Origin of the sequence: Streptomyces sp. NPDC001980, assembly GCF_040296885.1 — a bacterium.
In the GTDB taxonomy this organism is placed as follows: domain Bacteria; phylum Actinomycetota; class Actinomycetes; order Streptomycetales; family Streptomycetaceae; genus Streptomyces.
Genome location: NZ_JBEOYD010000071.1, coordinates 1 through 13,040 on the forward strand (window position 1 = coordinate 1; position 13,040 = coordinate 13,040).

The following is a 13,040-nucleotide window of genomic DNA, read 5'->3' on the forward strand; positions in this document are numbered from 1 at the left end:
GCGACACGACAGGTCACCACTCCCACAGAGTCACCAGCCTATGCCTGACCAGCGGAAACGCAGTCCTCAAGCTCGGAAAGACAACAGCGTCTAAGAGGTCCTAACAAAGGCGTCGGACGTGTCGGCGGGTGATCAGGCATGTGGCGAGGCCGAGGAACGCTTCATGGATGTCGTCGCGACGTTCCCAGCGGATGCGCAGGCGGCGAAAGCCGTGCAGCCAGGCGATGGTGCGCTCGACCACCCACCGGAAGACGCCCAGGCCAGAGCCATGTTCGACGCCTCTCTCGGCGATGACCGGGCGGATGCCGCGCTGCCACAGGAGTCGCCGGTACTTGTCGTGGTCGTAGCCGCGGTCGGCAAGGAGCGCGTCGGGCCGGTGTCTGGGCCGGCCGACGACTCCGGCGACGGCCGGGATCTTGTCGAGCAGGGGCAGGAGTTGGGTGACGTCGTTGCGGTTGCCGCCGGTCAGCGACACCGCGAGCGGGATGCCCTGGGCGTCGGTGACGACGTGGTGCTTGCTGCCCGGCCGTGCGCGGTCGACGGGGCTGGGTCCGCTTTTGGGCCGCGTCGAGCGGCCCGGACGTGGGAGGAGTCGATCACCGCCCGCGACCAGTCCAGTTTCTTCGCGGCTCGCAGCTTCTTCAGCAGCACCAGGTGCAGTGCGTCCCACACGCCGGCCTCGTTCCAGGCGGCCAGACGCCTCCAGCACGTCATCCCCGAACCGAAGCCCAGCTCCTGGGGCAGGTACTCCCACTGGATGCCGGTATGCAGCACGAACAGGATCCCGCACAACGCCTCCCAGTCCGGAACCCGCGGCCGGCCCTCGACCACCTTCGGCGCCGGCTCAGGCAGCAACGGTTCGATGAGCGACCACAGTTCATCCGACACGATCCACGGCCGCGACTGTCGTTTCCCCACGACCAGACCAACGACCACCCAACCCGAAAGTCACATGATCAACAACTTCTGTTAGGACCTCTACAGCAATTTCACGGGCGCTGCGCTCAACCAATCGACCCTCACGACGGCCAACCTCACGAACTCCAACTTCACCAACGCTGACTTCACCCAAGCGGACCTGACCGGGGCCGTGACGACAAGGGCCACGTTCAACGGGGCCATCTGGAACAACACGGGGTGTCCGGACGGCACCAACAGCGACACCCACGGGGGAACCTGCGTCGGGCATCTGAGTTGACGTCGCGCAGGAGGGGTCTGACGGTAGTGGGGGCGCCCGCCACGATGAACGGGTAGACCAGGATCCCGATCAAAGGCGGCCTATGGGCGTCATGAGTTGTCTCACACAGGGTCTTGAAAGCCGTCGTGGCAGCGATGTCACCGTGGGTTCAAATCCCACCGCCTCCGCGCTGAGAGCCGCGAGAACGGCCCCCGACCTGGGCGTGCCGGGCCCCGGCTCGTACGTCCTGATCACCTCGGCCGGAGGTTCCGCCGACGCCAGTAGCGGCAGCGGTTCTCCCGCCCAACCGGTCTCGATGTTCTGCCCGTTCTGTTCTTCAGGGCCGGTGACCCGGCACCGCCGGTCTCAGGACCAGGCGATCTCGCCATGGCGGTCGATGAAGCGTCCGGTGCCGGCACCGGGCCCCTCGGTGGCGAGGGCGACGATCGCGTCCGTGCCCTCGGTGACGGTCTGGGAGCCGCTGTGACCGTTTATGTCGGTCGCGGTGTAGCCGGGGTCGGCGGCGTTGACGCGAATGCCCTTGAGCCCCTTGGCGTACTGCGTGGTCAACATCGTCAGCGCCGCCTTCGAGGAGGCGTACAGCGGCACGACGACGTGCGACTCGGACCGGCCGGGGTCGTGGGTGAAGGCGAGGGAGCCCATGCCGCTGCTGACGTTGATGATCACGGGGTCGTCCGAACGGCGCAGCAGCGGCAGGAACGCGGTGGTGGTGCGGACCACGCCGATGACGTTGACGTCGAGGACGGCTCGGGCGTCGGCGGCGGTGAGGTCGCCGGGATCACCGAAGGGACCCTGGACCCCCGCGTTGTTGATCAGGACATCGATCCTGCCCTCGTGCTCGGCGACGTCCGCGGCGGCGGCGGCCACGGACGCGTCGTCGGTCACGTCGACGGGGACGAAGCGTGCGCCCAGCGCGGCGGCTGCCTCCTCACCCCGCTCACGGTCGCGGGCTCCCAGGAGAACGGTGTGACCGCACGCGATGAGGCGGCGGGCGGTCTCGCGGCCGATGCCCTTGTTGGCTCCGGTGATGAAAGTGATCGTCATGCCTTCGATAGTTGCCTTGACGAGGGAGCCGGACCAGGGACGCTTCGACGGTGGGAAGACCAGTACCACCCTCGCGCCCCCGCAGGTGATCGGGGATGCAGGAGGATGGAGAGCATGACGACGACACCCCCCGGAGCTGGACTGGGCGCGGCGATCCGCACGTGGCGGAACCGGCTGCCCCCGTCAGCCGCCGGGCTGCCGGTCGTCCGCAAGCGCCGGGCTGTCGGGCTGCGGCGCGAGGAACTGGCCGACCTGGCCGGAGTGTCGGTCGACTACGTCGTGCGCCTGGAGCAGGGGCGGGCCACGACACCCTCGGCGTCGGTGGTGGCGTCCCTGGCGCGCGCCCTGCAGCTGTCCACCGCCGAGCGGGACCACCTCTACCGGCTGGCCCAGATCGTGCCGCCGGCGGACGGCACGATCTGCGACCATCTCCCGCCCGGTATGCAACGGGTACTCATCCGCCTCGGAGACGTACCGGTGGCCGTGTTCGCGGCGGACTGGCAACTGGTGTGGTGGAACCACGGGTGGGCCGCCCTGCTGGGAGACCCCTTGGCCTCGCCGCCGCGGATGCGCAACTTCGCCCGCGACAGGTTCCCGGTGGGCGCCGATCACACCCCCCTCGCGCTGTGGCCGGTCACCGAGACGGACCCCGACACCGCCGACGCCGCCCTCGTCTCCGATCTGCGCCGCGCCACCGGCCGCTTCCCCCGGGACAGCCGCCTGGCCGCGCTGGTCCGCGACCTGAACGCAGGCAACGAGAGGTTCGCCGAGCTGTGGGCGAAGGGAGAGGTGACCGCGAACCGCGAGGTCCACAAGAGGGTCGATCACCCGTCGGTGGGCCCGGTCACGGTGGACTGCGATGTCCTGACCGACGGCGACACGGAGCTCAAGATTGTCATCATGACCGCCGCGCCGGGCAGTGAGGACGAGACCAAACTCCAGCTCACCACCGTCGTCGGCCCACCGGCCGGCACGCGCAACTGATCCGCCCCGCCCATCGGCCGACCGACGGCTCACGGTTTTCGTGACGCACCAAACCGTTGGACACGCACCGACGGGTGATCAGGACGGCCCGCTGGCGGACTGCCTGGTAGTCGGCGTGAGAATGACATGGCTCTTCGCCAATCATGCCCGCAACGAGTAAGCACCACCCGTCAGCGTCAACGACCAGGTCACCGCACCTGCACCAGTGACACCCAAACGACGACATTCAACCGACACTCCCCCGCAGACCATCAGCCGCTCACGGAGCTGCTCCTCGGGGCGGAGGCCGGTGACGCGGCCGCCTGGGCCGCCCTGGTCCAGCGGATGGCGCCAGCGCTGATCCACGCTCCGCAGCCGTTCATCACCCCCGGCCAGGGCATCGAGGCGGGCGCCGGGCGCAAGGGCGTGCGCCGCACCCCCAAGAGCGCCCTCGCCGCCCTGACGCTGGCGTACACGGCGGGCGCCGGTGCCGTGACCACCACGCACGGCGAGGCGGCTGCCGACCCGCGCGACCAGTTGGCCACCCTGCGCCGGGAGCTGCCAGCACGGGTCGAGCTCGTCGAGGGGAGCTACCTGAAGGCGGTGGACGCCGCCCACACCCTGATGACGGACTTCGAGGAGGCGCGCCGCCTGCGCGTCCAGCTCGGGGAGGAACCGCTCCCGGCCGAGCAGCGGATCGAGTGGATGGAAAAGCTGGCGAAGGTACGGGCCGCCGCGCAGGCCAGCGTGACAACGCTCGAACAGGTGGAAGCGCTGATCCTGAAGGTCTGACCGGCCGGATCGGGTACGGGCGGGCCCTCGAAGCCGATCGAGGGCCCGCCCTCCTCGTTCGCCCTTCCTCGAAACAGGCTGCGGCCCCGCCCTTTGAGCATCGGCTGGAGCGCCCCTTGGAGTGCCGCAGGGCAATCCCCACAGGGCAGACCGTCCATTGCGCCCGCCCCGGATTACGCCACCGTGCGACCACGGCCTCCCTGAGCTGGGCGTCGACGATCACGACGCGGTGGTACGACCACCACCAGCACCTGCACGCGCGTTGGCACACACGCCTGCCCCCCACCACCTCCCCTCAGGCCCGGCCTCCCCAGCTCTGACCTGCCGGAACCTGATCACCTACGCCGAAACCCTCACCCTCGCCGCGGCCCTTGACCGCCTGCCCCCGCACCCCCTGACACGCGCGCAGCAGACCGCCTTCCTCCACCACCTGGCCAGCCGCCTCCAACTGCCCCGCCTCGCACCCGCCGACCACGACCTGCTCTGGCAACGCCTCCACGCCCACTGAAACTCACCCTCCGTCGCTGCCCCGGCCCCAGCACAACGGCCAACGGCTCCCGTACCTATAGGCGCGCCCACCACCCTGCGCAAAAATCGGCACCACACTCACCTCACTGCGCAAAACAAAAAGCCAGCTCAGCCCACATGCCACCCATCTCAAACGCCTCAGCGCCGCGTAAGCCTCCCCAGCGCAACAGACATACCACCCAGTACAACTGAGCAACAGCAGGTCACAACCAAGATCACTAAGCATGCGTGACAGCTACGCCACAACCCCCCGTGGGAAGCCTGGTCCCACACCTGGCATCACACGTTCGGCCACGCCCAGACGACCGGCTACGGCTTCATGTTCCAGGCCGAAATCGTCGCCATGCTCATCGGCCTGCTCCTGCTCGGCCTGATGCTCCGTCAGCGGCGTTGGCCCGAGGCCCTCTACATCGCCCTCAGCCTGTGCGCACTGGGAACCTCGTACTGGTACATGTCCATCTCCCGCGCCACCCTCCCTGTGGTGGCACCGTGGATCGCACTGGCCGCCCGCAGCCTGCGCACCCCACGGTGCCACTCCCTCTATCTCGCCCTCGCCACCCCGCTGACCACGGTCTTCGCCCTGACCTTCCTCACCGGACGCTGGGCGGGCTGAGGACGGCCCCGGCTCCCGTCGGCAGGTGCCCCCAGTTCCTCGCCCTCACCAGGCGAGACCACCGCAGGTCAGTCGTGACGGAACCCGCCGAATCCGCCACCGTGGTCGCCCGGCCCACCGTGGCCGTGACCGTGATCACCCGGCCCACCGTGATCGTGGTCACCCGGCCCACCGTGATCGTGACCGTCGCCGCGGTCGTGGTCGTGGTCGCCGCCCGGGCCGCCCGGCCTCGGCGGGAGTTCGACAGTGTCGCAGTAGATCACCGGCCCCGGCGTCGTGAGCGAAATGGGGACGTCGGGGCGGATGCCCTCGGTTTCGAGGACCAGCACCCGCAGCGGCCCACGCCGTCCGGGCGGTAGTGGGATCTGGCCCGTGTAGAAGGGCGTGTGGGAGGACTCCGCGTCCACCGAGGTGAGTTGGGTGGTGGTGTCGTCGAGGGTCACCCAGCCAAGGTCGTCGTCGTCGACCAGACGGTTGCGGCGTTGCAGCGTGGCGGTGATGCGTGGCGACAGGGAGCCGGTGGGGTCCCAGGAAGGTCCGCTGACGCTGACCGTCAACGGGTCGCCGAGCGTGACCCGCAACTCGCGGTCGGGCAGGGTGCGCACCAGGTCGGCGAGGACGGTCTTGGAGATCTCGGCGCCGGGAACGGATTCCGGCTGGTAGCGGACGAGGGCGAGCCGCACGAAGGGAAGACACGCGTCCCCGGTGTCCAGATCCAGGTCACAGAACCAGCGGCCGGCCTTGTCCGGGTCATCGCCGGGCTTCGGAACGGCCTTCTCGAACTGTGGGGCGAAGCCGACGACCAGTACGGGGAGGTCGATCGAGGGGGGATCGAGAGGGAGCGGCTTCAGGGTCCGCTGCACCGCGTTGGTGAACATCTCCGGGGTCGGGGACACGACCGGTGCGGAACGGTGGATGGGGTCGCGACCCATCAGGGTGACCCAGGCATCCCGTACGGACGTGGGGTCGCCTCCCGGCGGTTCGCCGAGAACCACGCCGAGCAGTTCGCCGTCTCCGGAGGAGTACCAGGGGCGGTCCAGGTAGACCCGGATCCCGCGACCGTGCCGACGGTGGACGATGACGCCGGGCGGTCCTTGGACCTCCTCCAGGGTGAGGGTGGGCACGCAGTACTGCAGTCGCGGCGCCGTGGGGCGTGCACTGCTCGGTACGGAGTGTTCCTGCGGCCGCCCCGCCACGGTCAGCACGTTCTTGCCCGGCGCGGCGAACTCCGCCGGGAAGTAGTCGGCGAACTTGCTGCTGGCCATCGGGTGGTAGCGCACCGCCCGGTGTTTGGTGTCGCCGAACTCGTGCTTACCGGGGTTGGGTGGGCCGGGGTGCTTGTCCGGGTCCGCCACCGCATCCGCGGCGTCAGCCTTCGCCTTCTTCTCCGCCGCCTCGGTATTGAAGGTCAGGACGTCGGCCCGGAGGATGGCGGGTTCGGCGCCCGGGTCGCCCGTCTGGCTCGCCGCCCACGCCGTCAACAGGTCGAAGACCGGGGCGGTCATCTCGCGGGTGTCGCGGCCCTCGCGGCCGGCGTCCCGCACCTCGGTCCACTCGGCTATCAGGTCGACCCGGTCCGTACTGGCCTCGTCCAGTGCGATGGCCCCGGAGAGGTGTTCCGCGGTCGCTCCGAGGGGACGCAGGGTCGTCGGCGGCACCGGCTGCACGAGGCTCAACACCGGTGTCTTCAAGGGCTGTTGGACCGCGTGGACCAGTGTCAGTTCCTGCCAGGGGGTGAACATCCAGTGCCGACTGGCGGCGGCCAGTGCCAGCACGTCGTCGGTGCGCCGCGCTGCCGCCGCCCTCCTCGCCGCACCTTCCCCCTCGCCCTCCCTCGCGAGCCTCGGTGCCGATTCCTGCCGCTTCCGGCACCAGCCGGCCACGCCCATGATGTGCTCGTCGAAGTCGATCCTGGAACACACCCGGACGGTCGCCACGGCGCCCTTCGGCAGCGAGACGGTCAGCACCCGGGACGCCTCGTCGAAGCGCGGCGGCGCGGTGCCCTCGGCCAGCCGCAGCCTGAGGGAGCGCGGGCGGTGCCAGACGTCGCCGTCCCAGGGGACCGGGAAGGGCTGCCCCTCGGGCATGCCCGGCAGGTCCAGGAAGACGGCGCCCGTGGACAACGGATCGGGGAGGTAGGGGAGTTCGACCTGCTCGCCCGTGTGCAGCACGGTGTTCGCCGGATTCTCGGGGTCCGCCGCCGGCGACTTGATCGTCTTCACTTCGACGTCCGGCTGGGACGGGTCGCTCAGCGAGCCGCTCTCCCGAACGGCCAGGTCGTAGACCGCGTCCTGTACGTTCGGGTCCGTGGATCCGATGGCCTCGTCCAGCAGTCCGTGCCACTCGATGCAGCGCAGCGACGCCTTCGGTGCCACCACATGGCGTTCGTCGGTTCCCCGGTAGGGGTCGTGGGCTCCCGACGTGACCGGCGACGACCGGTTGAAGTCCGCGGCGTACTGCTCCGCCGTCATACCGGCTCCGGTGCCGGCCGCAGTACCGGTTCCCGTGCCGGTGCCGTCGCTGCCGCAGTCGACGACGGCGAAGCCGCTCTTGCGGCCGAGTGCGATGAGAGTCGTACAGCCGGGTTTGCCGTCGGCGTCCCTGCCCGTGAAGCCCTGGGCGCGTTGCTCGGCGGCATAGGCGGCCCTGGTCTGGTCGCCGAAGAATCCGGTCGGGCCGACCGGGAGGGGATGTCCCTGGTCGATGAGGGCCTGCTGGACGATGCGTACCTCGTCATTGGTCATGCCGGGCTGGACATTGGCCCGGTGGACGGTGACAGCCGGCGGCGGGCCGGATCCCGGGCTGCTGCGGATCACCAGCCGGAAGTCCGAGGCGCCTTCCCCGAACCGGAACCTGGCCACCACGGTGGGCGCCAGAACGGGCTCGAACCTCTGGAAGATCAGCAGCCCCGCGTCGTCGGGGAGCAACAGGGCCTTCCGGTCCTCCAGCCTTTCGGCGGCCGCCCCGTCCCCGTCCGTTCCGTTGTCCGCCAGGTCGACCAGAGCGTCGGCCTCCGACTTGTCGAGCCCGTTGCCCGCCAGGTCGACGGTGCGCATGCGTACCCGGTACTCGTTGCCGAACCGCAGCCTGGGCAGCGTGCCGGCTCGCACATTCGGCGTGATTTCCAACGGCAGTTTCGTCTGCGCCTCGTTGTCGAGTGGCACCGGCTCGTTGGGGTGGCGGTCCTCGTCGGGCGAGCCCGCATCGGTGCCCAGCACCAGGCCCGGCCGGGGCGCGGACAGTGACCAGCCGTCCCAGGTAACCAGTTGCTCGGGCACATAGAGGTGGTCGGGGTGCATCGCCTCAGGGGGCGGTCTTAGCAGGTGGGCCTGGAAGAAGCCCTCGTCGGAGGCCGTGAGCAGGAGCGGGCCGCCGCGCGGCTTCCGGTATTCCACCTCGCGCTCGTGCAGCGAGAACCACTGACCCCGGGTCTTGTCCCAGATGTCCAGCCGGTGGCCGCGCACCAGGTTCTCGGCGAAGAGTTCGGGGGCGGGCACTTGGTCGGCTGAGGTGTGGGGGACAGCCCCCGGATTCTGCGGGTCGGGTGTCGCACCTTGCGCCTTCTGCTGCTCGACCACCCGGGTGAACGCCGCGTCGTGCTCGGCTGCCCGGGCGAACTCCTGCCGGAGGCTTTCCATGCGCTCGTCCCTGACCAGCGCGATCCCATGGGTCCGCACCGTGGCGAGCCCGGTGGCGCCCTCGGCGGGCCCGACCATTTTGCCTGCGGCGGCGTCGATGTCGGCCGGTTCGAGAGTGAAGTTCCCCTTCAGTTCCACCAGGCCGCGGGCGGGTGGCGACAGCGGGCCGTCGGTCGGTACCCCGGCCCGGGGGGCGAAGGCACGGTGGTCCGGAAGGAAGACATATCGCGTGCGAGGCGACACGTCGTGCGACGCCTCCTCTCCCAGTTCGGACTTCCAGTGGGGGATGACCTTCAGGAACAGCTGCCCTGACGAGACGGGGAGCAGGTCGGCCGGAAGGCGGAAGTCCAGAACGAGTCCGAGGTGTCGCAGCAGGGTGGGGTGATCGCCGAGCCAGGTGAGCATCTGGTGGAAGTCGGGGTCGTGCTTCGCGGGTCGCGGTGGTGGCGGCGGTTCTTCGCCGGCGAGGGTGGGTGGCTGCGGCGGCATGGCGATCGTGTGGAAGCCGTGCAGGCGCTGGAGCTCCGAAGGCATCGGTGGATCCTCGTCCGCGGTGATGTCGCCGACCGCCGTGGGCACGTCCCTGGGGCCCACGTCGCCGGGACCCGCGGCGCCCCCGGACCCGTCGCTCGGGGAACCGCCATCCGTTGAACCGTCGTCGATGGAGCTGCCGTTGGTTGCCCCGCCGTCCGTAGGGCCGTCGCTCGGTGGCATCACCAGGTCTCTGGTGGGGGGTGGCGCCTCGGGTGAGGTCATGGCCGCTTCGGCGTATTTGTCCTTGGTGAAGGTGCTGACCTCCTTGGTGGAGTAGGTCTGGCAGATCTGGTCCGTATGCCTTTCGAAGGTGTAGGGATCGAGCGGCGTGCCGGCACCGAAGAGGGCCTGCCACAAGTGCACGTCGGGCAGCGGGCCCTGCGGCTTCAGCCCGGTGACGAAGGGCGTCGAGGGAGCGGGCGTGGAGTCGGGTTCCTCGTCCGCCTCGGTGGATGTGGAGGGCTCGACGGTGCCCTCGCCGGCGGCAAAATCAAAAGTGGCGAGTGCGATCTTTTCCGGCCAGCGGAGGAAATCGGGGAAGTGCGGGTCCAACGTGAGGCGTTTCGTCGGGTCGGGCGGCTCGGGTGGGGCGGGCCCCAGCAGCCGCGGCGCGATGAACACCGACACCTTGACCTGCGTACCGTCGGCCGTCAGCCCGGCGGGGAGAACGGTCCAGTTGATCTGCTGTTCGAAGTCCATGGTGGTCTCCACCCGGCTCGCTCACGCGGCGAACGCCGCGCAGTACTTCGGCCAGTCATGCTCCTTCGAGAAGCACTGCGCGAAGGTCGGGTCGACCGGCGCGCCGGCGAAGGTCCGCTCCAGTTCGAGCGAAACGGACTTGCTGAAGAAGGCGATCCGTACGCTGACCGTGAGGGTGCCCCTGCCACGGACCATCGACTGCTTGCCCTTCTTCTCGTACGTGAGCTCCAGATAGAATTCGACGGACACTGTGACGATGCCCAGCACCGTCAGGAAGCCGTTGCACCGCAGGTAGCCGGTCAGTTTGACGTCGTCCTTGCCGTCGACCTTGGCAAGCATGAAGCGGATGCCCGCCATGATGGAGACCCCGCCGCTCGCGACCCCGAGGTCCAGCGCCGCGGCGCCGCCGAACTCGATGGCACCCTCGACCTCCTGCACGCCGCTGGCGTCGACCAGCAAGGAGAAGTAGCCGCCTCCGCCGAACAGGGAGACCGTGAGGTTGAAGGGATGCTTCTGCTCGCAGACCGAGAAGCGGAAAGAGACCGGCTTGCCATCGAAGGGGATCGCCAGCTCGGCCGACAGGGAGAGATTGGCCAGGTTGAAGACGCCGAGGGGGAGGGTGGGAAGGGCGAGTGTGTATCCGGCACGAATGCCGGTGGTCTGGACGTCGATGAACGCGCCGGCGCCGAAGACATCGGCGGGCAGGGCGCTGCGGAGGGTGTTGACGAACTCCATGGCACCCCGGAATTTCAGCTCCACACCGGAGGCCGTCACGTCGGGCTTCTGACCCGGGCCGGTCTTGAACTTCAGCTCCTCGAACTCCACTCGGGCCATGCCCAGGAAGTCCAGCGCGAAGTGGCTCAGGCTGCCCTGCACCGTTGACTTGTCGACGGCGTCCATCGAACGGACGGTCCGGGCGTCCAGGATCAGCGACGCCTTGGACACGTCGATCAGGGCGGCCGGGGGCGGGGCCAACGGCGGCTTCCACACGTACCGCAGTTCCTTGCCCTGTCCGTCGGCCAGGTCGCGCATACGCAGCACGGGCGCGGGCAGCAGACCGTTCGCGTCCGCGAGTATGTTCTCGATCTGCTTGTCGCTCAGCTGCCGCAGCGCGCCGAGTTGGTCCTTGACAAGGCCCTTCAGGTACTTACTGAGGTCGATGCCGAGCAGCTGTGCCCCGCCGAAAGCCTCCCTGATGGCCTTGATGTCGTTCGCATCAGCCACCGCTCCGGTGGCGGGGTCCGTCTTGAAGACGTCGGGGATGACACCCGCCTGGCTGGTGATCGTCTTCACCACGGCATTGGGGCTGGAGAGTCCGCCCGCCTGCTCCGCGCCGAAGACGAGCTTGAGCGAGTCCGTCAGATCCAGGTACGCCCCTGCCGGATGCCCGTCCATGGTCTGCCGCAGATACGTGTCGTTGAACTCGACCTTGAGGTTGCCGGCGTTCGGGGTGAACTGCTCCACGGCGGGGACGCGGACCTCAGCGGCCGCAACACAGGGCTGGCCCACTACCGGCGCGCCGTTCGGCCCGAGCCGGAAGGTCAGGGAGCCGACCGCGTGACTGGTGCTGCCGGGAGCGCCGGGCGGGGGCTGCGCCATCGCCATTACCTGGCCATGCAGCTCCCGCTTCTGGCGCTGCTCCATCTTGCCGGGCTCGGCCGGTGTGTTTTCCTTCTCCGGATCGTAGAGGTCCTTCAACTGCTGCTGTTCATTGGTCAGTCCGTCGGGAACGAACACCATCGGCATGGTGAAGCTCACCTTGCGGGCCTCGGAATCCGTGCCGATCAGGGTGAATTCATGGTCCTTGCCGGATTCCTTGAGACGCACCCAGAAGGCCGCGAGGTCCGGCTCGTCCTGCTCGGGGGGCAATGGGGGGTCATGAGGAGGCTTGGGCGGAATGATCAGCGGAGTGACGCGGTCGGTGATGCGCAGCACCTGGAACGGCATCTCGCGTCCCTTGTGCTGGAAGCCGTCGGCTGCTCCGTACGTCTTCTCCGGCTGCTTGACGATGATGCGGTCCTCCCGCTGTAGGTAGGCGACGATTCCGTCGTCCGGACGCGCGATGAAGAGTCGCTTGTACTCCTGCATGTGCAGGGCCTCATGGCCCGTGGACAAGCGGCCGTGGTGGACGATGCGGACGTACTGGTCACGCCCCAGCCCTGTGATGTGGTCGTAGGCCACCAGAGCCGGGGCACGCCGATCGACCTCCTTGTAGCGGGCGAGGGCAGGAGCCGACAACGGACCCCAGGCACCGTGCAGATGGGCCGAGGTGCCCATGGGCGTGATGAGGAACTGCTCCGCGCGCAGGGGATCACTGTGGACTTCGAGCGGCCCACCTATTCCTGGCAACGGGATGCGACTGGTGAGGGTCACGAGGTCCTGCAGGACAGGCGCTACGTACGGAGCACCGGGTGGCAGCGTCCCGCCGTTCGTGACCATCGCGAAGGCCCGCAACTTCACGCTGCCGTCAGATGCACCGAGCCCGGCACCGTCCGGTGCAGGGTGCAGCCGGACATGCCACAACGCGGTGCGGCCGTCGGCTTGTTGGGGTTGCGGTCCGCCCAACCAGTCCACGGGCTCGTCGTAGCTGATCAACAGCCGGGTGGGGAACTCGATGACGCTTCTGGGGATGCCCTGGAAGACCGTCGTCCCCGGCGTGTCCGGGATTTGTTGGCCATCGGGCACCCTGAGCGGCACCAGGCGCTCCCAGTCGAGCAACCCGTCCAGCGACAGCTCCAGCTCCTTGATGTCGGCCGGCACCGAGAAGGCCAGCCGGGTGGAGCCGGCGGTGACTGCCTGCATGGGAGCAGTGACCTTGCTCAGATCGTCGGGGACCTCTTCCACCACATGCTGCGGCGGCAGACCGACGAGGATGAAGGCGTTCAGTGCGTCGGGGGCCCGCACGAGACGGTGGCGGGCGCCGTCGAAGTGCAGGCCCATCAGTGCGATGTCGACGACAAGCATGTCCGCCGGCCGCACCACCCGGAACGGCCCCTCCGCAACGTCCACCTCGTGCGGCGGCGGGGGTTCC

At 69.0% G+C, this 13,040-nt stretch carries 7 protein-coding genes and 2 pseudogenes; 5 read left to right on the plus strand and 4 right to left on the minus strand.

The features are described from left to right. Positions 1-100 precede the first annotated feature (100 nt). A protein-coding gene (locus tag ABT137_RS48450; RefSeq protein WP_502984711.1) for an IS5 family transposase occupies positions 101-918 on the minus strand; the annotation gives its coding sequence in 2 pieces (ribosomal slippage) (positions 101-558 and positions 558-918; 819 coding nt in all). A 76-nt stretch (positions 919-994) separates the two neighbouring features. On the opposite strand from ABT137_RS48450, the pseudogene ABT137_RS48455 reads away from it, so the two are divergent. Then, positions 995-1,198, plus strand: a pseudogene (locus tag ABT137_RS48455) (pentapeptide repeat-containing protein); the annotation flags it as partial. A 345-nt stretch (positions 1,199-1,543) separates the two neighbouring features. On the opposite strand, the gene ABT137_RS48460 reads toward ABT137_RS48455, so the two are convergent. Next, positions 1,544-2,242: an SDR family NAD(P)-dependent oxidoreductase gene (locus ABT137_RS48460; RefSeq protein ID WP_046426084.1), complete on the minus strand. Its 699-nt coding sequence runs from the start codon at positions 2,240-2,242 to the stop codon at positions 1,544-1,546. A gap of 105 nt (positions 2,243-2,347) precedes the next feature. On the opposite strand from ABT137_RS48460, the gene ABT137_RS48465 reads away from it, so the two are divergent. The 4 genes and pseudogenes from ABT137_RS48465 to ABT137_RS48480 all read left to right on the plus strand — a co-directional run. Next, entirely contained in the window at positions 2,348-3,226 is an 879-nt protein-coding gene (locus ABT137_RS48465) for a helix-turn-helix transcriptional regulator (protein WP_351719917.1), read from the plus strand. Between the two features lie 324 nt (positions 3,227-3,550). After that, positions 3,551-3,997, plus strand: coding sequence for a hypothetical protein (locus tag ABT137_RS48470; protein ID WP_351719919.1), 447 nt, complete (start codon positions 3,551-3,553; stop codon positions 3,995-3,997). A 262-nt stretch (positions 3,998-4,259) separates the two neighbouring features. Next, positions 4,260-4,505: a hypothetical protein gene (locus tag ABT137_RS48475; protein WP_351719921.1), complete on the plus strand. Its 246-nt coding sequence runs from the start codon at positions 4,260-4,262 to the stop codon at positions 4,503-4,505. A 270-nt stretch (positions 4,506-4,775) separates the two neighbouring features. After that, positions 4,776-5,138, plus strand: a pseudogene (locus tag ABT137_RS48480) (mannosyltransferase family protein); the annotation flags it as partial. Positions 5,139-5,206: 68 nt separating this feature from the next. Here ABT137_RS48480 and ABT137_RS48485 read toward each other — a convergent pair. Continuing rightward, positions 5,207-10,009, minus strand: a complete 4,803-nt coding sequence (locus tag ABT137_RS48485) for a hypothetical protein (RefSeq protein ID WP_351719925.1) — start codon at positions 10,007-10,009, stop codon at positions 5,207-5,209. Between the two features lie 21 nt (positions 10,010-10,030). Continuing rightward, complete coding sequence (locus tag ABT137_RS48490; protein WP_351719927.1) at positions 10,031-12,973, minus strand: hypothetical protein; 2,943 nt, start codon at positions 12,971-12,973, stop codon at positions 10,031-10,033. Positions 12,974-13,040: the final 67 nt, after the last annotated feature.